The sequence below is a fragment of the Affinundibacterium danionis genome (genome assembly GCF_042432465.1).
GTDB classification, from domain to species: domain Bacteria; phylum Pseudomonadota; class Gammaproteobacteria; order Burkholderiales; family Burkholderiaceae_D; genus Undibacterium; species Undibacterium danionis.
The window spans coordinates 163746-188459 of record NZ_JBHLXJ010000003.1; the positions used below are offsets into that span (position 1 = coordinate 163746).

Genomic DNA, 24714 nt, shown 5'->3' on the forward strand with positions numbered 1-24714 from the left:
CTTAGCAAAATAAAACACCCTAGGTCCCCATCAGTTAAAATCACGTCTATTTGCTTTTAGCCCACGCGCCACCTAGAGCGCATTACACCTCATGTCCCAATTCGATCACTTAGCTCCTGAAGATTTTCCTTTTTTATACGCACTTGCGCTATTTGATGCTCCACTGAGTCAGGCTGCGATATTGGAGCTTTTGCTGATGCGACGAGAATCTATCGGTAAGGCGGGTGAGATTCCCGGGATCTTGACCGTGCGCGATTACTTGGCGCGCTTACATGAACAACAATTGGTGGTGCCAATTAGCGGCAAGGGCTATGCCTTGGCAGAAAATTTGCAAATGCCGGTTTTACTGCATTTAAAACAGCATGCCGATTTGCCCAATTGGGTGCGCAGTGTGCGCCAGCTCTTGGCAAAACGAAAAGAATACGATAACTGGAAAGCCAAAAATGTCGCGTTCTGTCGTCGCGAATTACTGTTTTCATTATTCATCAACGATGTACAAGAAATTGTATATTGGCGCGATGAATTCTTTTCTGCAAAAAGCGAAGACAGAGCCACATTAGGAGAAATCCTTTTCCGTACTGCGCAAGGCGAAGAAGTCTTTGCAGGCTTTGACAAAATGGCCCAAGCATCACTGTTATCCGACCTCTTTTTTGAAGCCAATTGGTATCTCAACGAAATTAAGCGCGCCTACAATTACACCCGCAAGCATTTGACTTCCTTCGGTCTGGGATTGGAGTTCGTGTTTGAACAATTTGCATGGCAATGTTTATTGCGGGGCGACTTTGATGTTGTCGAGTCTATTGCAGCGTCTTGTCCCGAATCGGCTCAAGCTAGCTATCAATTCATGCTGGCTATCAGAAAAAACGACTACTCAAGCGCAGTGCTCGCAAGCGAACAAATCGTTAAGCAAATCAAGTCAAAAACTGGCAAACGCAAAATACATCTGAGTGATATTACGGGTCTGCTTTACACCGTGAGCCTACTGGCCTGTGATACACCAGAACACAGAAAAAAACTCAAAGAACACGTCGATGAAGGCATCAAACAAAACGATGGCTTCACCTATTATCTGCTAGAGGCGCTCAGCAACCATCTGAGCCAAGGTGTCGCACTACATGCCAAACGCTATGTATTGCAGCGCCCACTTAGTAGCGAAACCCTGTTCGAAGGATTGGCGCTGTTTTGGGAAGATCAGGCGCAACGGGAAGACGCACACCATCGCCTACAAGCAGCATTTCAGTACTATCAGCAGCATGGCTATCATTGGCTGGCGGCCGAAACCGATGCACTTTTAGTCAAACAATTTGAGGATCGCCCACAACTGCCAAACTGGCATCAGGAACGGCAAATACGCCCTCTATTGATGGCCTTCAAAAAGGAAGAAAGTTGGCAACGTGCCTTACAAGCTTTAAGTAAATTGAACATCGCAGAACCCAGCGACTCTAAAAAAACCAGTACAGACACTCGCTTGGCATGGATGCTCACATTGCTACGCGACGACGCGCATCTAGAACCGCGCGAACAAAAAGTGAGTGCTAAAGGTATATGGGGTAAAGGTCGCCCAGTGGCCTTAAAGCGTTTGTCTGATGAAGATGAGACCCTGTCTTATTTAACGCCACAAGATAAAAAAATCGCGAGCTGCATCCGTAAAACTTACGGTGGCTATTACGGCGGCAGCGAATATCTACTCGATGTCGAACGAGCCCTACCGCTCTTATTGAATCACCCGCACATCTATTGGGGCGATGCGCCGGACACGCGCGTGGAAATTACCAAAGGCGAAATTAGCTTACTTCTAAAAGAGAAAAATCAACAAATCAGTCTGCAGTTAGAACCTGCGCTGCAACAAGAGCAAGCCTATCTGATACGCAAAGAAACGCCGACGCGACTCCAGCTTTTTAGCTCTAGCCCAGAGATCAAACAAATTGCGGGAATTTTAGGCGCTGGATTAACGGTACCCAGCGCCGCCAAAGCGCAATTAGTGGACGTCATCGCCGCGATTGCGCCGCATCTATCCATTCATTCCGATCTGCCTGAATTGGCGCAGCACATGCACACGGTAGCGGCTGACGGAACTCTGTATGCACATTTACTCCCTTTAAAACAAGGTTTACGCGTACAAATTTTAGTACGTCCTTTAGCCGAATCTGGCTGGTTCACGCCCGGTAAAGGCGCCGCTCACGTACTCGGCGAACACGACGGTAAACCGGTACAAGCCAATCGCGATCTCACACAAGAAAAAAACGCTTTACAAAGCTTATTGAAAAACTGTCCAGCATTTACCGAAGCAGAAGAAAGCAATAATGAATGGCAGTGGCAAGAACCTGAGCAATGTCTAGAATTACTAACGCAACTCAAAGCCATACCGGAAGATCAATTGCAATTAGTCTGGCCCGAAGGAGAACGCTTCCGTCTGCAAGGTCAACGTGGCCTAGGCAATCTACGCTTATCGATCAAGAAGCAAGGTGAGTGGTTTATCGCTGGTGGTGAAATCAGTCTGGATGACGGCAGGATTTTAGCTTTACGAGAGTTGCTACAAATGGCAGCGACCAGCAAAGGTCGTTTCTTAAAATTAGGCGACAACGAATTTCTCGCGCTCACCGACGCCTTCCGCAAACGTCTGGATGAATTACGCCTGTTTGGAGAAGCTAGCGGTAAAGACGGCGTACGACTCAATCCCTTAGCGGCCGCGGCCATGGCGGATTTAGCGGCCGAGGCAGGAGAGTTAAAAGCGGATCAAGCGTGGCGCGAGCAGGTGAGTAAACTCGACGCGTTGGCGCAATTTACACCGCAAGTACCTTCGACCTTGCAGGCACAACTGCGCGATTACCAATTAGAAGGCTATCAATGGCTAGCACGCTTAGCGCATTGGGGCGTCGGTGCCTGCCTCGCTGATGATATGGGTTTGGGCAAAACCGTACAAACCTTAGCACTCTTAGTCGACCGCGCCCCACAAGGTCCCGCGCTTGTGATTGCGCCAATCTCCGTAGCCATGAATTGGCAATCCGAAGTCGCCCGCTTTGCCCCAACCTTGCGCGTACGCGCCTACCAGCAGCAACGCTCTTTAGAAGAGTTAGGCGCATTCGATATCGTCATCGCCAGTTACGGCATGTTGCAACAAGATGCCAGCGCCTTCGCCGAAGTGCATTGGCATAGCGTGGTCTTAGATGAAGCGCAGGTGATCAAAAATGCCGCCACCAAACGTAGTCAAGCGGCGATGGGATTGCAAGCTAATTTCAAAATGATCGCCAGCGGCACGCCCATAGAAAATCATCTCGGCGAATTGTGGAATCTATTCCGCTTCATTAATCCTGGCTTATTAGGCTCTAAAGAAAGTTTTGCCGAACGCTTCGCCTACCCTATAGAAAAAGGCGACAAAGTCGCACGTGCCAATCTCAAAAAATTGATTCAAGCTTTCATACTACGTCGGACTAAAACACAAGTTCTCAACGAATTACCAGCACGTACCGAAATCAATCTGCAAGTTGCCTTAAGCGATGAAGAACGACACTTATACGAAGCGCTGCGTCAAGAGGCCTTAGACAAAATTAGCCAAGCCGATCCAAGCTCAGGACAAGCCATGCAAGTGCTGGCAGAAATTACCAAACTACGCCGTTTCTGCTGTCATCCAAAACTGGTTATGAAAAACGCCAACATCAGCGGCAGTAAATTAAGCGTATTGCAAAGCACGGTAGAAGAATTATTAGAGAACCGCCATAAGGCGCTCGTGTTTAGCCAATTCGTCGATCACTTAGCTTTAGTGCGCGAGTGGCTAGACGAACAAGGCATCGCCTATCAATATCTGGACGGCAGCACGCCCGCACTAGAAAGAAAAAAACGCGTTGATGCTTTCCAAGCGGGACAAGGCGACATCTTTTTAATCAGCTTAAAAGCTGGCGGCACTGGCCTCAACCTGACCGCCGCCGATTATGTAATTCATCTCGATCCATGGTGGAATCCCGCGGTAGAAGACCAAGCCTCTGACCGCGCACACCGCATGGGACAAACGCGCCCAGTGACTATTTATCGCTTAGTCACGCAAGACACGATAGAAGAAAAAATTCTCGCACTGCACGCAGAAAAGCGTGATTTGGCGGATAGTTTGTTAGATGGTGGAGACGGTGCGGCGCGTTTGGATAGTGCGGCTTTGTTGAGATTGATTCAGGATAATGGGGTGGGGTAGGTTTTGGTTTTGACTCTGTTTTTGACCTCAATCCACTTCTGACACTGCCAATTGTGCAGGACAGAAAATGGATAAAGAAAGCCTTGTGTTTGAGGTTAAGCAGGGGTTTCGATGTGCATGCACATCGCCTGCGTACGGTCTTCGCTTGCAAGCGAAGATGCGCCCTGCAAGGGGAGCGAGTTTCATGGCTTTCCCATTTTTTGTGCTGCACAATTGGGAAGCCGAAGGCCAGTGGCAGCGTGGTCGCCTTTCTTTGCTTACTTTCTTTGGCGAAGCAAAGAAAGTAAGTAGCTGTCGGTCTACCACCGACCTACAGCCCCAAAAAATTATCACAACGCTCGGAGTACTAGAAAAAATAAAAGCCAAGCAAATACACAAATTGCAGTTGGAATATTGAGCAAAGAAGATAATTTCAGACGCTGGGCCAACTCGCCCGCGCCCGTTTTGCAGCTTCACGAGCAGTTGAAACAAAGCCTTCAAACATATCCAAAATAAATCGCTTTGCGGCTGGTGGCGCTTTGCTTGGCGAGCCAGCATCAAATGGTGGCTGCGGATCGTACTCCAAATAGAGTTGAACAATTTTGGCATATTCAACAGACCGCAGTTGCGGGACGATTGTTAGTGCCAAATCGATACCTGCCGTAACACCACCACCAGTCATTCGATTACGGTCTATCACTACCCGCTTCTTGACAGGAATCGCTCCCAAGTCTTTGAGTACATCAAGCGCAGCCCAATACGAGCTGGCGCGATAACCTTGCAACAAACCTGCCGCGCCTAAAATTAAAGAACCAGTACAGACACTGGCGATAAACTTGGCGTTTTTACCTTGTTCACGAAGGAAGTGAAGAACCTCCTGATCTTCCATCATGCTGAGGGTGCCAGATCCGCCACCAGGAACCAACAGCACGTCAAGATGCTCTGGACATTCAGCGAATGTATGACTCGCTTGCACTGGGATTAAAGTAGGTGAACCATCGTCATTAACCACCGGTGCCTTGTCTTTCCATAACAAATAAATCTCTCGATTCATCAATGACTCAAACACCGCCAGCGGCCCCACTAGATCCTGTAAAAACATGCCTGGATAAATCAAGAAACCAATCTTTACCAGATCACCCTTGAGCGCCTCGGCATGTTTTTCCATTGCTGCTTGATGTTGTGCGGCGGCCGATTCTTTGGTGGCTGCTTGCGGTTGTTGGTGCTTGGTTTGATGATCTACATCCGCAGCATCATTCGCTCTTGCCCACATCGGCAAACATGCCATCGCGGCACTTCCAGCAAGCAATCTACCCAAAAATCGACGTCGCATCCTATTCCCCTTATAGATCAAAAACAGCAGTGGCCATCACGGTGCGTGGCGCCGCTGGCGTCACTTGCCCACCTAGGAAATACGACGAAGGCTGATAGTACTGACGATTCGCCAAGTTAACAATATTCAAGCCATAACGTGCCTTGCCGACACGATAGGATACTTGTGCATCGAATACCGTTGCTGCCGTCGTGAAATAATCATTGGTGTTATTACCTGGCAATTTACTGTGGTAACTCATTCCTAGACCTAAGCCTAGACCATCCAAGCTTCCGCCATTAACATCATAGCGAGCTGCAATACGGCCACTCTGTTTCGGCACATTGAACAACTGTTTATTCAACAGCGCGGTATTGGTATCTTTCGTCACTTCCACTTTTTGTGAGGAGAAAGCGGCTAACAAGGAAAACTCTGGGTTGACGCGCCATTGCAGATCGAGGTCAACTCCTTTCGATTCTTGTTCACCCGTTTGCACCGCTTTAAAGGTCATGGGATCCGTCACTGCTGCGTTCTGACGAGTCAAGTCAAACCAAGCTAAAGTCGCTGTCACACCCGAGAAGTTACTCAGCTTGAAACCAAACTCCTTTTGCGTAGAAGTTTCTGGTTTGGGAGGTTTAGCAAAGACAGATACCGTCGGTACTTTCATCCCTTGGTTGAAACCAGTAAATACGGACAAGCCCGGAGTCAATTGATATACCGCGCCGATACGCGAAGTCAGTTTGTTGTTGCTACTAATATTATTCACCGCAAACATAGGATCAGGATTCACATCGGTCACATCGACTTTGGTTTGACGTACACCTGCTGTCACATGCAAACCACCGAATTGCATTTGGTCTTGAATATACGCAACACGCGATTGATACACATTACGTTGGCGTCCTTCTGCGCCAGGCACAATCGGCTCTGACCAAGCTGGCAATACATTACTAGTAAGATCGATTGGTCCGATGTATCCCATCATGTTGGAATACAACATAAAAGCGTTGTCGTAGGTCTTTTCCCAATCTAAACCAAGATTCACCGTATGCTTAATGCCACCGAATTCAAGCTTACCGGTGAGACTCGGCGAAATCGCAGTTGCATTGTAATGCTCCCACATTCTCAATCCACAGAAATTGTACTTGTCGCCGATCACACCAAAACCAAAGCATTCATAGCCTGGCATGCCCATTTCCGCGGATACATAGGTACCACGTTGATCTAAGTCGGTTGTCGTCTTTGCGGCGATCAAACTGGCTGTCCAATTCGCATCGAGACGTGTAGTCCAGTTCAAATTGAATCCAGTAGATTTATTGACCGTATCTGGAATACCGTTAGCGGTGAAATTTTTACTACGTGGCAGCGTGAAACGTGTCGTAACGAGCGTGCCTTCTTGCGGTAATCCACCATAATCTTTGGTGGTATTTTCCAGATAACGCACACGTAAAACTACCTTCGTGTCTGCACTCGGTGTCCATGACAGGCTTGGAAATATTGCTGTATTCTTGAAGTTCACGTATTGAGATTCGCTATCTGAGCGGCTATTGTCTGCCACGATACGGAATGCCCAGTCTTTCGAAATAGGTTGATTTAAATCGATATGCAGATCACGCGCCTGGTAGCTACCAACACCGACACCAATTTGGCGAATCTCATTGTTTTGAGGTGCATTTGTGGTAATCGCAATAGTTCCTCCCAGCGTTGCATAGGAACCCACTCCTTGTGAGCTACCGAACAAGCCACCGGCAGGTCCTTTCAAGACATCAATACGTTCGACATTTATTAAACTCTCTTTGCCGGAAAAATAGCCCGGCATCGCTACGCCATCCACGACTAAGGCAGAATTAAAGCCGCGAATTTTAAATGTCACATTATTGGTATCACGTGGATCCACTTGGTTCACATTACTCACATTGCGGAGCGCATCGTTGAGGTTTGTTATGCCTTGATCATCAAGCAGCGCACGTGAGATCGCAACGATCGATTGCGGGACAAATTCTATCGGCGTATCAGTGCGCGTAGCTGACTGTGTAGTTCCCAAGATTGTTGGAATACGGGTTCCGGTAATCACCACTTCGGGCGCAGTCGTAGATTGAGCCACAGCACCTAGACTCGTCATGGATAAGATCGCGATAGCAATCGGTTTCAGTAGTAATTGATGATTGGTTTTATTTCTCATTTTTGTTTCCATGTAGTTGGTTTACATTGTTTTTTGGGTCTGCATGCAGCTATACATCGGACTTATTGTGGTCTAGCAAACTTGGGATTTTTCAAGAAGTTTTCGTCCGTCAAGGTTCCCAAAAAATTCACTAGATCAATCTTGTCTTGCTCACTCAAGTTGATCCGCGTAATCAGATCACTTTTATAGGGATTTAGCCTGCCATCGCCAGCATGTTGACCGCTAGTAATATGGCGTCCACCTGCCGCATAAAAGTCCAATACTTCTTTCAAACTGGCGATCGAACCGTCGTGCATATACGGGCCAGTGACTGCGACATTACGTAAACTCGGCGCACGGAATGCACCCATGTCTTGAGGTTTGGAGGTGAACTCAAAGAGGCCGCGATTCGGAAAAGGAAATCCTCCTTTGCCATCAATGTTGTACAGGCCTGTGTTGTGAAATGGTGTTTCCACTGGACTTAGTCCAACGAACTTGGGTTGATCGTTAAAGTTAAAGCTGCCATGGCAATGGAAACATTCTGCGGTTTCGCCCATAAACAAATTCATACCGCGAATTTCAGATTCGTTAAAGGTCACCTGCTTGCGCAAAAACTGGTCATATTTCGATTCGTTCGAAATTAAGGTACGTTGAAAACTAGCGATTGCCGCGATGATATTGGTGAAGTTAATTGGATCACTATCTTTAGGAAACGCCGCCTTAAACTGATTGAGGATGGAAATATCTATTTTGAATCGGTTTAGTACTTCTGTTTTATTCGCGTCGTTGATGCCCATTTCGACCGGATTATCACCAAACATGGGCACCTCCATCTGCCGTTCCAATTCGGTGAGTGCTGGGTTAGCCCAAGTCAAGGTCGCGTTGTATACGACATTTGCTAAGCCTTGCGAATTGCGAGGATGAATTTCTCCCGTTGAGCCGATTGCAAGCGGTTTACCGTCGGTGAACGCCTTGTCTTGGTGGTGACAAGACGCGCAGGATTGTGTTCCGTTTCCGGATAGACGTTGGTCATAAAATAATTGGCGCCCCAAGGCAATTTTCTCATCGCTCAAAGGATTGGATGCTGGTATCACAGGCGCTGGAAATCCGTTCAATGCTGGCGTTGTAGGAGTTGCATGCGAATGCGTTGCGGAGGGGCCACCTCCACCAGTACCGCCAGCACCGCAGGCGGTTACCAGCAAGCTGATAACCGCCGTGCTGCACACGGCGGTGAAAGTTATTCGGCTAATTCGAAGTTTCACGTACAAAATCACTTTCAATTATTAGCTTATTTTGCGCGTGCGACAAAAATCGATTGAACGCCCGCAGATGTCGTAGCGCCAGTCGCTAAGTTGATCTTCATGTTGTCAAAGATCGCTTTGCAGTCCGTATCGGTAGCACCAGACATGCAGCCAGTCGCGCCGGCCAAATCAGTCGTTAAATCACTGCCGGAAAATAAGGCATTTAGATCCAATGAGATTTTTTGTGTGTTGTAGTCAAAATTGGCTAATTTCACCAACATGCGATTCGCATTGGTACAGCTATAGGCACCAGTGGTGGCATTGGTCGTGCAACCACCAGAACCAAGATGGACATTCCATGTACTTGCCTTGTTGGTCGTGGTAGTTGGCGGTGTGGTTCCTGAATTGGTGCGAACGACATCGACACCGCCAACTGGATTCACTTCCAACTTCATGAACTTGCGACCAGAGGTCCAGCTCCAAGCCATAGCCTGTACATTCAAAGGCTTTGCAGCCGCAGCATAATCGCTATGATTGAGATCTTCTGGCACGCTAATTTCATAAGAGATACCTTTATATGCAGCACCAGGAACCGTGCCGGTGATGACCGCGTTTGTTGGTAAAGTTGTGCCACCACAAGCCGCGCTGCCACCATCAATCAAACTGATTAAGCTAACCTTATCGTTCTGCCAGTCATTTGCAGTTAATGTCACCGGTACCGCTTTGTCATTCGCATCAATCAAATTCACGCTAGAAATATAAAAGCGCGCGTCTTTTAATTCTGCTGTCGTCGCTTTACTGCCAAGACTGGTAATCGCTGTGCCGCATTTCACCGTGCTGCCATTCGCCAACAAATCAAAATTGATGCTAACTTGCATCGTCGCTGGATAAGTTGGTGCAGTTGGTGCCGCCGGGCTGCTAGAGCCACCACAAGCAGCCAAGCTGATGCTTGCTGCGATTGTCATTAGTGTTGGCAGCTTAAATGTAGAAGTAGCTTTCATTGTCTATCCTAAAAAAAGTAAAAGAGTGGAAAATTGAGAATGTGGATACAAAATCAAAAATGCGATTGAATGCCGACGGTCGCCGCCCATTTAGGGCTTAATTGCTGACCTGTCACATGTTGATAAACGGGAACTTGCACAAATCCGTAAGCATGGGTCTGTGGTGTCATTTTGTAGCTAAGCCCTGGGCTAATAGATATGCTGCGTCCACCTGAATCGGCGGGTTCTGCAAAGGTGCCAGAATCGGACGCGCGATGTTGGAGATTCACTTGCAACATGGGCGACAAAGAACTCGTCCATAGCGTGCGAATGCCAAGATCGACGCCGATTTTGCGACCCGGTTTGAAGCCATCACGTTCTTGCAGTGGCGCTTCTAAATTCGCTTGCACAAACCACGTCGTCGCGATATCGGCTAGCACCCTGCGGTAATAAACACTTGCCAATAGATCGTTCGTCCCTGTACCTGGCTGCAAACTTCGTTCAGCCTTGGTTCCAGTTAGATTGGCAATATCAAATTTACCTGTGGCGAGCTTGATTCCCACATGCGCCCCGATCACCGATGCACCGCCATCCTTAGCATCTTGCAAGCCGGTTTGATAACGTGCGGTTATTCGCGCATCGCCAATTTGACGAAAATCCCAACTGACGGACTGACCTGCCTCTGCGTGTTGGTGACGTCGATCAATGAAAGGAATGGCAGCAGATACGCCCCAGTTTTCGTTAATGCCATGATCCAAATTGAACAACCAACGACGACTATCGGTTTCTTGCTCTGCATTGCGTGCATCGAATCCAGTCAAATTGAGCTTTTTGGAACCACGCATCAGCTGATCTTGACGCACCGTTTCAAACCGCAGATCGTAACGATAGCCACGATCCATCCAAGCACCTTGCACCGCCCAATCGGTATTCACCAAACAAAAGCTACTACCGCAGGATGCCTGTGCGAACTCAGAATAACTGAGCAAATGAACCGTAGACCAAACTAAAGCGATAGCCTTCAACGGCACTAATTGATTATTGAATTTCATGTTTTTTATCAGAATTAAAGAAACGATTTTTCTCTTCACATCATATGCAGGGCGAGTTCACCTTCCACTCTAATTAAGAGTGGAAGGTGAACAAGAGAACGCGGCTAAATCAAGCGGCTAGCGCATGTGTCGCAATTTTGTGCTGGTGAAAATCCAAGCCCTTGCTACGAATATTGCTGGGTGTCGTTTTTTCTAGCACATGCTGTTTGCGCAAACTCGCTAGGACACGGCAAACCGTTTCGGGTGTTGAGTGAACTATCTCAGCGATATTGCCGAGACTAGGAAGATTGCAAGTTGCAGTCGCATCAGAGTCAGTCTCGACCACTGATAAGATACGTAATAATCGTTTTATACGATCTTCAATTGCGCCAGTTCGCAGACTTACGACTTCGCGGCAACGCTGATGCGCCTTGCTCAAGGATTCGAGCAAAAGCGGTGTCAATTGAGGCGCTTCCACCACATTTAGTGGGACAAGACGAGTCGGCGTCAGTGCGCGGATCGCTAACTTTTCAGTGACACCTGCGACATTTTCCATGCCTAAAATGTCTCCAGCAATCGCTAAACGAACGAAATGCAAGCTACCGTCTTCGCTTACGCTATCAATTCGCATTGTGCCTGCCTCGATGCGCCACAAAAGACCGAGATCCTGTGGACTTAATTCTTCGCGCGCTTCAATTTGGCGCGCACGACGATGAGTTAAATGATGTTTCATTTTGCATCCTCATACGATAGTTTCGAACATAAAACTGTCGAAACCAACTTGAATCGCCCTTGTGAAATCAAATCATTCTGAAGACAGACTAAGATTGATCACAGCATATAGCGCTGCATCAAAAACAAACAAAAAGTCTTCGATGTAGAACTACGATGCAAGCAAGAGCACCAAAAGAATTAGGATGCAAAAGTTGGGGGAGCGCGAACCGCTGGGGATATCCAAAAGGATTGAGGAAGGTCTGGTGTAAAATCAACTGCGGTGAATTGATCTAGTTCACTTTGAGCAAACGCATAGACTAAATCGGTCACTGCTAGTGCAAAACTGCCAGCGTGGGTTAAGCAATAAGCGCAGTGCTCAAGATGAATAGTGCTCGGTGCACCAGCCGGCTTTTCTTTGGTTTTTTCTAAGATATTGCCATTGGCATCAAGCTTAATCCAAACCGATCCATTGGCGGAACAAAGTTCTTGCCAATTCGCACCGTCGGCGGCAACAAACGATGAAGATGGTTTGAATGAATTGCCAGTTTGAAGCTCAACTGCCTGCGAAATCAAAGGCATAAGCGAGTTCAACAAGATCGCTAAAATCGCAATCCAGCTAAATAAACGCTGATGAATTTGAGAGCGCCACATAGTTTTGAAATGTATCTTAGATAAACCAAACAATAGTAAACACAGTTGGGAACTGCAGTTTAACATTAAGAAAAATAGTTTTTTTAGCTATATCAATCCAACCGAGCCCAGAATCTTAGCAGACATTCTGCAATTCTCGAAATTCGATTATGAAAACCTAAATACCTGCTTTTCAAATGAAAACAAACATAATTCTTAATTCTTCGACAGATTATATAAATTGCGTCAAATTTAACTAGCTCAATCAATCCGACCAAACTCACTCTCCACCCACTTCAAAGCAGAAACCTGATTCAACTTAAAATCCGGTCGCACTTTCACTTTTGCGATCTGTTCACCTACAAGATCAAACGCACTCAAATAAGCATAAGGCGCATCTTCATCCGGAATGATTTGTAAACAAATTTTGTAATCCATCTCCACACCACTCACGATCAAATTTTTATTCAAAGTCGCATGCAATTGTTGCTCGTGACGACGAACGAATTCGCTGGCGGTTTTTACTAAAGTATTGAACGCATTGTGGTCTAATGGTTTGGGATTTTTCTTATCGCGCCCCATAGTCCACGGGCCGATCAGGGCAGGTTCTGCTTGACCATCTTTGTACATGGCGACCGCCCAGCCATCGTCGTCATCGTTCTTAATGACCCGTGCGGTCCACTCCTTAGCTTGCCACACGCGGGCTTCTTGTATCAGTTGAACTTCTTGATCTGACATGACTACGATCTCTTATTTCTTGGTCGCCGTTGGTTTTGCTGCCGGTTTTGCTGCCGATTTGGCAGCATTGAAGACTTTAACGATGCTGACGCCTTCAGCGCCCGTATCACAAGTGTAAGCGCCATCTTTTAATTGTATAAATTGTTCCGCTTCCAACTCGACAACTTGTCCATCAACGTTCAAAGCGCAGCTACCGGTCAGGACATAAACGCGAAAACCATGTGTGGCTTTAATCGTTATGCTTTGATTCGCTTCATAGGTATTGCTATAAAACTTAAAGTTTTCAGATGGACGATGTTGTTGGCGTACGCCGATTTCAGAGATGGCGGCGTCTGAAATATCAGACCATGATTGAACTTGTGACATGGGAATTCCTTGCGAATAGAGTTGATTGATATGGGTGTTGAACGCTGTTCTACGTGCCGGACCTCTAGTGTCGATTTGCGTAGCAAAAAGAAACCAGACAATTTAAAACAGCGGAGAAGGTGCCGGAGTATGCGTGAAATTGATGATTCCCGACTCAAACATCCCAAATCAGCGCGGCAACTCGTACCCTGCTCGACGCTTATGCTTACATGTTCACTCTCTAAATAAGTGCGTAAAGTTCCGACTGACCAATAATTTTTCGTGACTACCTTTGATCAAAACCTGCATGCGCTCGGCATCCAAGCGTTCCGCTGCCAAAATCGCTTTGGTATTGACAACCGTCGAACGATGTACTTGCCAGAATTTTTCACTATCTAAACCATCAATCAAATCTTTCAAAGCCGTCCGTATCAGAGCTTCGTAATCTGCCAGCACCACACGGGTGTACTTGGTATCGGATTGAAAAAACAAAACCTCATCGACATCAATTAATTTGATCTGTTTACCAACCGTCGCTTTAATCCATTTCATCTTTTCTGGCTTGGCGGTAGAGGTGGAATGTTTCTGCACATTTTGCAAACTTTGTTGTAAGCCACTTAGCAAATGTGAGAGATCCGCAGGTGTCGCATTCAATTTTTCTTTAATGCGCTCTATCGCTTTTTCTAACCTTTGCTCCTGTACTGGTTTTAATAAATAATCGACGGCACCCTCATCAAATGCTTCAATTGCATATTGATCGTAAGCGGTGATAAAAACAACGTGTGCCCCCTTACCAATTCTTTTTGCGACCTCTACCCCTGACATCCCAGGCATACGAATATCAAGAAATACGACGTTCGGTTCATGTTCCAAAAATCCATCCCAAGCATCATTGCCATTCTCTGCGACTTTTACAATCATCGCTTGCGGCCAACATTTTTCTAACTGCCCCAACAAACGGTCTCGCATTAATGGTTCGTCTTCAGCGACCAAAATTTTTATCGTCATTGCGCCACTCTCATTAGATTATTCAAAGTTCATGATCCATATTATGTCAACACGCCCTCGCTCAACGGAATCGAAATTTCTGCGATCACGCCACCTGCTTCCGCCTCACTGATCTCTAATCCTGCTTTACCCGAGTAGGCGAGGCGTAGTCGATCGCGAATATTTTGCAGACCGATACCATGACTTGGTTTATCGCTTAAACCAACACCGGTATCTTGCACCGTAATACATAAATCACTACTTGTAGAATTACCAACTACCGCCTGTGCGCTAATGTGAATACTGCCACCACGAATAGCGGGCTCCAAGCCATGTTTAATCGCATTCTCGGCTAAGGTCAGCAGCACCATACTTGGAATCTTGTAGTCAGCGTAGCTGGGCGGTAGATCCAAGCTAAATGTCAATCTGTGCGCCATGCGTACTTGCATGACTTCTAGATAAGCTTCGACCATCGCGAACTCATCCTTTAAGCTCACTTGTTCTGCTCGCATCTCGCTCATACTAGCGCGTAAAAAGACGATCAAGTTAGCCGTTAATACCGCCGCTTTTGACTGGCCTTGTTCGTCTTTACTCCCCTGTTCTGCCAGTTGCTGAACTGCGCCCAAGGTATTAAACAAAAAATGCGGTTCGATCTGGGCGCGTAGTAAGCGTAATTGCGATTCGCTCAACTCACGTGCCGCCTTTTCCCGTTCGGCTTCCCATTGCAATTGAGTCGCGATGCGTTCATAGCCGATATTGCGCCAAGCAGCGACTAGGCCAACCAAAATTCCATAGATGACACTAATAATGCCAGCCGCGGTCAAAATAATCGGCATGCGCTCAACCAACAAAGGCAATACGGGCTTATTTTTCATCAGGGCGCCTATCGCACTACCAATAAATGCGCCGCCAAATACGCTAAGTTGTGTGAAGAAAAAAATCCTATATTTTTTCTCGACGACCCGACGGTAATTAAACCAAATTGAAGTTAGCGCCACCAATAAACCAAAGCCGACCACATTCGCGACTATCATCGCGGTAGGTTTATCAACACTCGTTTTCCAGTAGGTGAAGCTCAGCCCCACTCCGCAGAAAAAAGTGGCGCAGGCGAACAAAGCACGCCACAAACGCCAACCATTATACGTTTCGCAGAACTGATGTAATTGCTTGCGCTCGATGCTGCTCAAGCGCTCAACGCTACGTGCAATTCTTTTATTAAGGCTGCCCTGCGCCACTTCGGGATTTAGCAAAATCGCGAGTATTTCGTCTTGCCAATTACGATGCCAATCTACAAATTGTCTCCACATCTTTTTCTTCCTTCGCGCTTTATCCATGCAAAATTTATCGAACTAGCGCCATACTAAGCCTGAGCACTATGACAAACTAGGGCGATACGATCAATGACGAAAACGCGGGTTTCAAATACGATTTTTAGTTTTTTCGACGGAGTGAATTACGCGGCATTATTCAAATTGCATTATTCAAATTGTTTAGTAAATTGCCCGAATTGTTCAGACAACAGCGCCACTTGCTGACGCAATGCCAGAACTTCGCTTTCTAAAGTGGCGATGCGTTCTGCTTGCGTTCCACTGATTTCACTTTTTAATGATGTCACCGATCGGGCAGAATTCGCTTGGGCTTGTTCTTCAGTGCAGCTCAAAAGATGAACGTAACGCGCTTCTTTACTGCCAGGCGCTTTCGCTAAACGCGTCACCAGCGGTGGGTATTTATCCATCAGATAATTTAAACTTTGCTCGACTTGCTCTACCGAAGAAAATTCATGCAGACGACCGCAACGGTTGCGTATTTCTCCCGCGGTTTGCTCACCGCGCAACATCAGCGTCGCTAATACCGCCAGTTTATCCTGATCAAACAAATATTTAATCCTGAGCCTGTGCTCATATTTCGCTACGCGTGCGCCCGCTTGATGTATCACGCTCGCTAATTTTTTCTGTACCAAGCGGTCGATCGCTTCCACCACGTCGTCTTCTGACAAACTCATAATCGGATCACGGTTAGTCAGTTGATTGCATGCATTGACCAAGGCGTTGAGCGACATCGGATAATTGTCTGGTGTTGCGGCTTCTTTTTCGGCAAGACTGGCCAGCACACGAACTTCGACCGCATCTAATAATTGAGCATTGTCGGTCGCCGTTGATGGGCTTTCAGGCACATCAGCAATCACAGTCGCAGTCGCTGGATTAAATTGCTCTTGATTCATATCAATTCCAATACAAATTTCAATTTTTTGGGGGATATTGCTAGGGTCTGTTAACATTTAAATTGGGAAGTGCGTTCAAGCCAAAAGGTGGGATGGCAAGGCGTAGTTCGCCGCCGAGGCTGGTGCCTCGGCAAGAGCTGAAATAAACCTCGCGCTGTCCATCGCGCGTTTTGGATTGAACCCTTCGGGAATGGGAAAAACGGGCACATGGCATTGTTGCAAGTCGCTTACAGTGCTCGCACTGCCGCGCGACTTGACGCCTAGCCCTGTACCCGTTTTTCCGCATTCGCACTCGCAATTTAAATGTTAACAGACCCTAGTATAAAGCTTTATGTAGCTATCTCATGATGTCATTGGTGCTATTGGTGTTACTGATGGGATTGATGGGATTGATGGGATTGATGCATAAAATTTTACTTTGGTTTATGCATGGCATTTCGCGCTGAAGTCGCCTATGATATTTTCACTGAAAAATTTTCTATACTGTCGTTTCCATTTCATTCACGCTGTCTAAAACAATCAACGATCTGATTTTCCTACCCACCAAAAAGGAAACCTATGAATCACAGCACAACACCTAACAGTATTCAACGCTACCACAAGCTATCAATCGGCTTACATTGGTTGATGTTACTCCTCTTAATCGCGGTATATGCCAGCATAGAGTTACGAGAATTTTTCCCAAAAGGTAGTGACCCACGTAAGGCAATGAAGCTGTGGCATTTTATGCTGGGCTTGTCCGTTTTGGCGTTTGCATTGGTACGTTTGCTGGTGCGAGTGACTAATCAGACACCTGCCATACAGCCGCCCCCACCTCCATGGCAAGCCACCATCGCCCACCTCATGCATATCGCACTGTATGGATTAATGATAGGCATGCCGCTGGCTGGCTGGTTAATCTTAAGTGGCGAAGGACAAACCATCCCATTTTTTGGTCTGGAATTACCTGCCCTGATGGGACCGAACAAAGAATTGGCGCATCAAATTGAAGAGCTACATGAAACCATGGGCAAAGTCGGTTACTTTTTAATCGGCCTGCATGCACTCGCTGGCTTGTATCATCATTATGTGGTCAAAGATAATACGCTACGTCGCATGCTACCTTAACTTGAATTAGTTTAAACTTGATCAGGCCATTCCAAAACTAAAACAATCTGTGTGTCACACAGATTGTTATATCAATCTCAAAACCGACGTAATACATTGTAGCGATTGAGAAAAGCACCTGAAAAATTCATCTGTATCCACAGAAATACTCTAGACAATTCTACTTATAAATCAAGTTATTCATTGGAGTATCACCCAAACAGTTAAGCTACGTCTTCCATTGCAAACATACCGCTGTTCCATCACCAATCTCGCTATCAATTGACAATTGAATTTCTAAATCTTTTGCACGTTCATGTAGATGCCCAAGCCCTCTACCACCCAACACCACCAAAGGATTGAATCCCCGCCCATTGTCTCTTATGATTAACCTATCATATAGACCATATCCACCGGCCTCCACAAAGATTTCCGAGGCTTGTGCATGTTTAATTATGTTTGCGAATATTTCACGAATCATATGTTCAAACTGAATTAATTCGTTCGATGTCCAGTTGATGGTATGAAACGGCTTGACCCGCCAATGCAATTGAATTTTTAAACGTTTCAAGCGAGATTCGTAGCGAAAACGAAACTGAGCCAATACTGTAGTCAAATCATCTCCACTTGGACTCAAGGTATCAATTGTCGCTCTAAGTGTATCAATCACTTGCTGCAATTCAAACTCAATTTCCGTATGCTGCGTAGGCGCGGTTTGGACCAAAGACATCAAGCCCACAAGCTGCGATCCCAAACCATCATGCATATCTTTCATAATTCGGCCACGCTCCAAACTAATTGCCTCTTGCTTAGCTCGAACCGTCATTTCTTGATGATGATGTTCTAATAGCTCTCGTTGTTTGGCGACCTCTACCTCCAATTCGTGTCTATACTGAGCGTCGCTTCGTATGGCATGCACATATCGCAAATTCAATACGATACCAATCGCAAGAATGAAAAACAAAACGATCAAAGGTGTGAAGTAAAAGCGCTGATATGCGTCAGCTGCATCGGAAATCCAAACATTCCAATGATCGTATAAACCGACAATCAACATTAGCAAACCAGCCAGAGCAACTGCAATATTTGAAGGCGATGGTTTTCGTATACTCTGTCGTGCTATAGACAGCAAGGCAAATGCCCCAGCCACAACGATTAAATCAATTCCTAGCGCCTTTAACACAGGTGGCGCTCCAAAAATTAAGGCAATTGAGCTAAGTAAAAAAATGCCAAGAGATAACCATTGTGCCTTCTCCAACCACTTGCTTCGAATTTGATTTACTCTCAACGCGAGAATACAAATCAAAGACATCCAAATTCCAAAACACAAATCGATCAGAAAAAACCAGTAGCTGTATGGAATCGACAAGTCATGCATGGACCAAAGCCATGCTCGCAACGCCCAAAGTGCCGACGCAATCCCAAACAGTAATGCATTAGAAGATCTGTACAAAATGGCAGCAGATAAACTAATAAATCCTAAGATGGCACAAATAACTATGATGGCAATCGTTGACCACAAGAACGTACGAAGTTTTTCAGCATGTAAAGCTGAAAGATCTTGCTGAGATCCTATTAAAACTTGAGACAACCCAGAGTAACGTCGACAGTCACCTGCAACTTGAATATAAACAAAGGAATTCAGATTCTTCGTTGTTTCTAATTTCGGAAAAGATACGATGATTGCATGATTACTATAGTCTGAATCGGAATCAAATAAGTCACCATATCGTGCGATTATTTGGTCATCGAGATAGAAATGAACACGATTACCAGCTCGATATACAAATGCGGCAGAATCATCGTTCTTTGGGAAAGACGTCACCGGAATCCGATAAGTCCAATGCCCTTCTCGACATGGCTTATGGCGTCGCCATACGTCAGATAACGTAACTGACGACCATGTGACACCTATCGAACTTGATCTTGTTTGTAATCCAGAAGCTATCTCTGCATTCGTCACCAATGAAGTCTCTGCATATACAAATCCGCTCATCGTTATAGAGAGAATGGTACCAACGAGAACTAGCTTCTTTCTCAAAAAACTTAATAGACTATTTGAGATCCAATATCCCCATACGAGTAGCAGTATTAATTGCTTGAGTGCGTGAATTAACATAAAGTTTGCTATAAATACTCTTAACATGATGACGTACTGTGTTCAAACTCATCTGTCTCAACTCAGCGACTTCCCCATAGGTGTAACCAATTGTCAAATCTTTGAGAACAAGCAATTCTTTTGAAGTCAGCAAAGAACCGCTAACGAATGATTTTTGCTCAAAAGTCGTATTGCCGAATCGATTTGGTGTAGTGTAGTCACGCAACTGCGTTAAAACACGTCTAGCTATTTGTGGTGACATTGGTGAACCACCATCCATAAGATCTTCTAGATGCTCAGCTAACTCATCGTCTCCCTGTCCTTTTAATAGGTATCCTGAGGCGCCAGCTTCAACGCAGCGAATTACATTATCCTCGTCACCAAAAACCGAAATTATCAATACCTGACAACTTGGATAGTGCGCAAGAGTCCAAGGAATCAGGTCGATCCCATCTCCGTCCGGCAAACCCAAATCCAACAACAAAACGTTTATCGAATCTTGAGAAATAGCGTGGCGAGCTTCATGCCATTTCCCACACGCGAAGGCAATACTCCAGTTTGCGCGTGATTGAATAGTGCTTACAAAGCGTGACAAAGTTCTCGGGTCATCTTCAACGATACCTATCTTAATTTCCATACATAAAAATAGAAAAAGGAAAGCGAAATAAATTCCAAAACAAAATAGTAAGGAGTTTACAGAAACTTTCTATCACATCTTCATGTGATTTCAGCGGGATAAGTATTTTATAAAATATTTCAACTAGCCAATAGTCTGAACAATCAACTATTCTTTATTGACCCTTCTAAACCAGATATCTATGCACAATCTTCATCAACAAAGTCATCAAAAAAATCAGTATAAGAAAAAAAGCTGTGCGATTCTCATCGCCAGTATATTCGCATTAACAGCCCCACAAATTCACGCGCAAGGGCTATTCAACAAATTGATTGAGAAGGTACAAAGTTCTACCCAGTCAAGCGGTGGCTTATCGCACGCTGATCTCAGCGCGTCTGATAGAAAACAATTCGAGCAAGATAGAGCAGACAATAATTTAGACAAAAAACCAGTGACCGCTGATAAGCGCGGGATTAGCGGTATATATTTTTCAAACGTACCAATGGGTGGTGTATCCCTCAATCAATCTGCGACTTTTGCTATTGGAAAATTCTTAGTTGAGTATGACGACAGTACTGGCGTAGCGACCATCTCAACGCGCTATGGTTTCGAAGCGAGCGACCCATCTAAACTAGTGCCAAAAGCAAAATTCACACGCTCTTCAACTTATAAGGATCGCAATTTACGTGCACTACAAAATACTACCCATTTTCTACTGCCAGAGGGCAATCCCGAATCAAGAATGCACTTGCTGTACGGACAAATGATTCACAAAACGGATTTGCAAGGTAATAAAGTAGCGGACAAATTAACTCCAACCGGACTAAAAAATTTGTTAGAGCTTGAACCTGGAATTCTGTATATTGGTGAAACCCCATTTGCTGGAAACAAGACCGAAGCTGACGGTCATAACCTGCTCCTTCCTGGAATGGTAATGCCTCTATTAGTTAAAGAAGGGAAAGAGGAAGCGGCAAAAGCGTGGACAGTAGAACGCATTATCAAACAATATCGTGCCGCCAATGCAGCGTTCGACAGCGCTTTAGAAGACACTGCAGCAACTGCCGATCCAAATTTAAGCTTACGTGAACCATCAAATGATTTGCCGACGAAGCAAGAGTTAGACGCCGCGAAAAACCAGTGGAATATTTTAATCAAGTCACAGGCTGTTGGCGGCACCCAGTCCAAACGCCAGTTCAAACTTGTCTATGCTTATCCAGCTACCTCATTTGAAAATCAAAACAAAAAACAATGGGTGAACAATACTTATACCGATACGATAGTTACACGCAGCCGAGTTTACGTCGCGGTGTTTCAAGATCAAGAAAACAAGTATTGGACAAATCGATTCTATTTAGTTGAAAAAGCACCGTTAGGCGTTTTCTTTGGCGAGCGGTGGTCTGGTCAATATGAATACGCATTACCTGCAAGTGCACTACCTGTGGCAATAGACAAAACTGCCGCACTAAAGTACCAATCTGCAGTTAAAACAAAATAATCCGCCTTCGTATTTTGTATTATTACAAATACGAACTCAGATGAAAAACGCGATGAGTTAGCCAATTCATCGCGAGGAACAAATCAAAATAAAATTCCCTGCTTACAATAACGAGATACTGAAATTCTAAAAAAGGATATGTATTAGCACGCTACAAAACTAAATGATACTTTTACCAGTGTTGGATAAATCAAACAGGGTATAAAAGGATACATTTACTACCATATTAATACTTACATTAAGAAGACTGAGTCTTGCGCAATTCTGAAATCAACGCTCATAAGCGCTGACTAATAAACTGTCTAACTTTCTGGACCCGACTCAAACGCTTACGGACATTTTTACAGTACATTTTATTGACCAGCTATCGACATTAGTTAGTCTTTGTAAGCAGTCATTACCGAGTAAAACTTTTCTTCAAAAAATTAATCAAGGGCTTCATCAGCACGGGATCTAAATATAGATTGGGATCGCTATAAGACTCCACTTGTTGCTTTAAATCCGGCGGCACTTGCTTCAAGATATGATTCATCCCTTTTATGATATGCAACTGCGCCAAAGGCTGCGCTTTTGATAAAAGCATGGCTTCGCTGACGGAGACTTGTATATCGGTATCGCCTTGAAAAATCGCCACAGGCATTTTCAAATTTTTGATGACATCCGCCGGTACTACGGTAAACCATGACATCAAATACGCCTGCACACTAGGTCTATACAAAGCTAACAAAGGTGCAGGAACCTCAGGTGTCGTTTCACCTTTTTCTAATTTGCTCAAAATTTCTTCATTTAGTTTGAGCAAATCAGGCGGCAACTTATCCTGTAATTGTGTTCTCAGAATCTTGGAGGCGGATCGGGCGGGCCCAGCCAAAGAAACATAGGCAGCGACATTACTTCTTGCCGCAGCCAACATACCAACGCTGGCGCCTTCGCTATGACCAATAATAGCAACGCCAGAAAAACGTGGATCCGCTTCCAGTTGTTTAACCCATGCTAGCGCATCTGCGACATAGGTTTGAAAGCGTAATTCTTCTTCCGATTTTCCTGCGGCAAAGCTTTCTCCTACGCCGCGTTTGTCATAGCGCACAGTGGCAAAACCAGCGATCGCCAATTCTTCGGCTAGCATTTTTAGGCTATCATTTTTTCCTTTCAATGCTGGACTATTGCCATCTCTATCGGTAGGACCAGAGCCTGAAATGAGCAAGATCACGGGTGGCTTTACTTTATGACCTGGTATCAACAGGCTACCGTATAAAGTGTTGACGCCTTCACCCGAAGTGATACTCGATTGTATGAATTCGGCGTTCGCTGAAGTCAAAAAAACGAAGTTGCTGACACACATATAAACAAACAAGAAAAGAACGCGTTTTAATTTCATCTGCTTCTCCATTTTTATTCTAAGCTTCAACTCAGTATCGTGTATTTGATATCTGAAACCGCATGAAATCCACATTGTCATTCACATCTTAACTGGTAATTTCAACAGATTTCAAAGTGCTAAAACTTTACCTTAGTTTTGGCATAAATTCCATCCACTAAACTACGGCGCGTGATCAAACTAAATTCATCCTGCATTAACAAATTTTTTAACTTAGTAAATGCCTTAGCGCAAGCGCCTATTGCACTTTCTGCTTCCAACTTAACAATCCACGAGCTATCCTTGCCACCGCTTGTTCCAAGCGATTTAGATTTTGAGTATAGGCGAAGCGTACATGCTGCTGCGCTTGATGCTGACCAAAATCTAATCCCGGCGTAAAAGCGACAAACTCTGTTTCTAAAAAGTGCTGGCAAAACGCATAGGCATCGCCACCAAAATCACTGATATCCGCATAAAGATAAAAAGCACCTTCCGGTTCTACTGCGATCTTAAAGCCAAGCTGCCGCAAAGCGGGCAATAAAAAATCTCGTCGCTTTTGAAACTCATGGCGACGTTCTTCAAAGATACTAATCGTGTGTTCTTCAAAACAAGCGAGTGCCGCATATTGCGCAATGCTAGGCGCACTGATGTATAAATTTTGCGCCAATTTTTCCAACTCTGAAATTGCGTTATCCGGCGCCACCAACCAACCTAAACGCCAGCCCGTCATACCAAAATACTTGGAAAAACTATTTAAAACAAAGGCCTCATTATCTACCTCTAGGACACTACTAGCATCGAGACCATAAGTCAGTCCGTGATAAATTTCATCTACCACCATGTGCCCACCATGGGTGCGAATTGCTTGCGACAAAGCGAGCAGTTGTTCACTCGTTAGCAAAGTGCCGGTCGGATTAGCAGGCGATGCCAATAGCGCACCGACCGTGTTCTCGTTCCAATACTGAGCCACCAACTCTGGCGTCAATTGATATTGCTGCGATGGATTAACTGGTACTAACTGCGCCGACGCTTCTATCAGTCGTAGAAAATGGCGGTTACACGGATAGCCCGGATCTGCCATCAGCCAATGTTTACCCGGATCGACTAATAAACTGGTCGCCAGTAATAATGCGCCGGAGCCACCCGGCGTGATTAAGATGCGGCGTGGATCAATATTTAGGTCATATCGTTGTTGATAAAAACCACTGATCGCCTCACGTAATTGCGGTAAGCCTCGTGCCGCGGTGTAGCTAGTTTTACCCGCTGCCAAGGCAGCTTGACCAGCCTCAATAATTGGGGCCGCCGTCACAAAATCGGGCTCGCCGATTTCTAAATGAATGACATCATGTCCGGCCGCTTGTAGTTCATTCGCACGGGCCAATAAAGCCATCACGTGAAAGGGTTCGATGGCACGACTACGTGCGCTATAGCTGATATTGGAATTCGTCATACTAAAAATAAGTTTGAAATGAAATTGATGGAGCTTGACCACAAGATTTAGGAACAAGGCACAGTGTATTGACTAAATCTCGCTTTGGGAAAT

20 protein-coding genes are annotated in these 24714 nt (G+C 45.4%); 4 read left to right on the forward strand and 16 right to left on the reverse strand.

Annotated features, from left to right (window positions below):
* Positions 1–91: 91 nt before the first annotated feature.
* The gene (locus ACFFJH_RS03535; protein WP_390210095.1) at positions 92–4183 is read left to right on the forward strand and encodes a DEAD/DEAH box helicase; all 4092 of its coding nucleotides are present in this window, start codon (positions 92–94) and stop codon (positions 4181–4183) included.
* 67 nt (positions 4184–4250) lie between these two features.
* Entirely contained in the window at positions 4251–4580 is a 330-nt protein-coding gene (locus ACFFJH_RS03540; protein WP_390210096.1) for a hypothetical protein, read from the forward strand.
* A gap of 15 nt (positions 4581–4595) precedes the next feature.
* Here the strand turns inward: ACFFJH_RS03540 and ACFFJH_RS03545 are convergent, their stop codons facing one another.
* The 12 genes from ACFFJH_RS03545 to ACFFJH_RS03600 all read right to left on the reverse strand — a co-directional run bounded on the left by ACFFJH_RS03545 (position 4596) and on the right by ACFFJH_RS03600 (position 16522).
* Entirely contained in the window at positions 4596–5495 is a 900-nt protein-coding gene (locus tag ACFFJH_RS03545; protein WP_390210097.1) for a DJ-1/PfpI family protein, read from the reverse strand.
* Positions 5496–5505: 10 nt separating this feature from the next.
* A complete protein-coding gene (locus ACFFJH_RS03550; RefSeq protein WP_390210098.1) occupies positions 5506–7656 on the reverse strand; it encodes a TonB-dependent siderophore receptor in 2151 nt (716 codons plus the stop codon).
* Positions 7657–7718: 62 nt separating this feature from the next.
* On the reverse strand, positions 7719–8897 hold the full coding sequence (locus ACFFJH_RS03555; protein WP_390210100.1) for an MbnH family di-heme enzyme: 1179 nt from the start codon (positions 8895–8897) through the stop codon (positions 7719–7721).
* Positions 8898–8923: 26 nt separating this feature from the next.
* Positions 8924–9877: an MbnP family copper-binding protein gene (locus tag ACFFJH_RS03560; RefSeq protein ID WP_390210102.1), complete on the reverse strand. Its 954-nt coding sequence runs from the start codon at positions 9875–9877 to the stop codon at positions 8924–8926.
* 53 nt (positions 9878–9930) lie between these two features.
* The gene (locus ACFFJH_RS03565) at positions 9931–10908 is read right to left on the reverse strand and encodes a hypothetical protein (protein WP_390210103.1); all 978 of its coding nucleotides are present in this window, start codon (positions 10906–10908) and stop codon (positions 9931–9933) included.
* A 109-nt stretch (positions 10909–11017) separates the two neighbouring features.
* A complete protein-coding gene (locus ACFFJH_RS03570) occupies positions 11018–11620 on the reverse strand; it encodes a Crp/Fnr family transcriptional regulator (protein WP_390210105.1) in 603 nt (200 codons plus the stop codon).
* A gap of 179 nt (positions 11621–11799) precedes the next feature.
* The gene (locus tag ACFFJH_RS03575) at positions 11800–12252 is read right to left on the reverse strand and encodes a DUF2946 domain-containing protein (protein WP_390210107.1); all 453 of its coding nucleotides are present in this window, start codon (positions 12250–12252) and stop codon (positions 11800–11802) included.
* A gap of 240 nt (positions 12253–12492) precedes the next feature.
* Positions 12493–12969, reverse strand: a complete 477-nt coding sequence (locus ACFFJH_RS03580; RefSeq protein ID WP_390210108.1) for a hypothetical protein — start codon at positions 12967–12969, stop codon at positions 12493–12495.
* Between the two features lie 12 nt (positions 12970–12981).
* Entirely contained in the window at positions 12982–13335 is a 354-nt protein-coding gene (locus ACFFJH_RS03585; RefSeq protein WP_390210110.1) for a hypothetical protein, read from the reverse strand.
* Positions 13336–13548: 213 nt separating this feature from the next.
* Positions 13549–14322 (reverse strand): LytR/AlgR family response regulator transcription factor, encoded by a 774-nt coding sequence (locus tag ACFFJH_RS03590; RefSeq protein WP_390210111.1) that lies wholly within the window; start codon positions 14320–14322, stop codon positions 13549–13551.
* Between the two features lie 41 nt (positions 14323–14363).
* Entirely contained in the window at positions 14364–15608 is a 1245-nt protein-coding gene (locus ACFFJH_RS03595; protein WP_390210112.1) for a sensor histidine kinase, read from the reverse strand.
* 170 nt (positions 15609–15778) lie between these two features.
* Positions 15779–16522: a YceH family protein gene (locus tag ACFFJH_RS03600; RefSeq protein ID WP_390210113.1), complete on the reverse strand. Its 744-nt coding sequence runs from the start codon at positions 16520–16522 to the stop codon at positions 15779–15781.
* A gap of 558 nt (positions 16523–17080) precedes the next feature.
* Here ACFFJH_RS03600 and ACFFJH_RS03605 point away from each other — a divergent pair.
* Positions 17081–17629, forward strand: a complete 549-nt coding sequence (locus tag ACFFJH_RS03605) for a cytochrome b (RefSeq protein ID WP_390210115.1) — start codon at positions 17081–17083, stop codon at positions 17627–17629.
* A gap of 208 nt (positions 17630–17837) precedes the next feature.
* Here ACFFJH_RS03605 and ACFFJH_RS03610 read toward each other — a convergent pair whose 3' ends face one another.
* Both ACFFJH_RS03610 and ACFFJH_RS03615 read right to left on the reverse strand, forming a co-directional pair.
* A complete protein-coding gene (locus tag ACFFJH_RS03610) occupies positions 17838–19727 on the reverse strand; it encodes a sensor histidine kinase (protein WP_390210116.1) in 1890 nt (629 codons plus the stop codon).
* On the reverse strand, positions 19663–20343 hold the full coding sequence (locus tag ACFFJH_RS03615) for a response regulator (protein WP_390210117.1): 681 nt from the start codon (positions 20341–20343) through the stop codon (positions 19663–19665). The genes ACFFJH_RS03610 and ACFFJH_RS03615 overlap by 65 nt, the downstream gene beginning before the upstream one ends.
* Before the next feature lie 157 nt (positions 20344–20500).
* On the opposite strand from ACFFJH_RS03615, the gene ACFFJH_RS03620 reads away from it, so the two are divergent.
* Positions 20501–21817, forward strand: coding sequence for a hypothetical protein (locus ACFFJH_RS03620; RefSeq protein ID WP_390210118.1), 1317 nt, complete (start codon positions 20501–20503; stop codon positions 21815–21817).
* A gap of 397 nt (positions 21818–22214) precedes the next feature.
* Here ACFFJH_RS03620 and ACFFJH_RS03625 read toward each other — a convergent pair whose 3' ends face one another.
* The gene (locus ACFFJH_RS03625; protein WP_390210121.1) at positions 22215–23192 is read right to left on the reverse strand and encodes an alpha/beta hydrolase family protein; all 978 of its coding nucleotides are present in this window, start codon (positions 23190–23192) and stop codon (positions 22215–22217) included.
* 238 nt (positions 23193–23430) lie between these two features.
* Positions 23431–24621 (reverse strand): pyridoxal phosphate-dependent aminotransferase, encoded by a 1191-nt coding sequence (locus ACFFJH_RS03630; protein ID WP_390210122.1) that lies wholly within the window; start codon positions 24619–24621, stop codon positions 23431–23433.
* Positions 24622–24714: the final 93 nt, after the last annotated feature.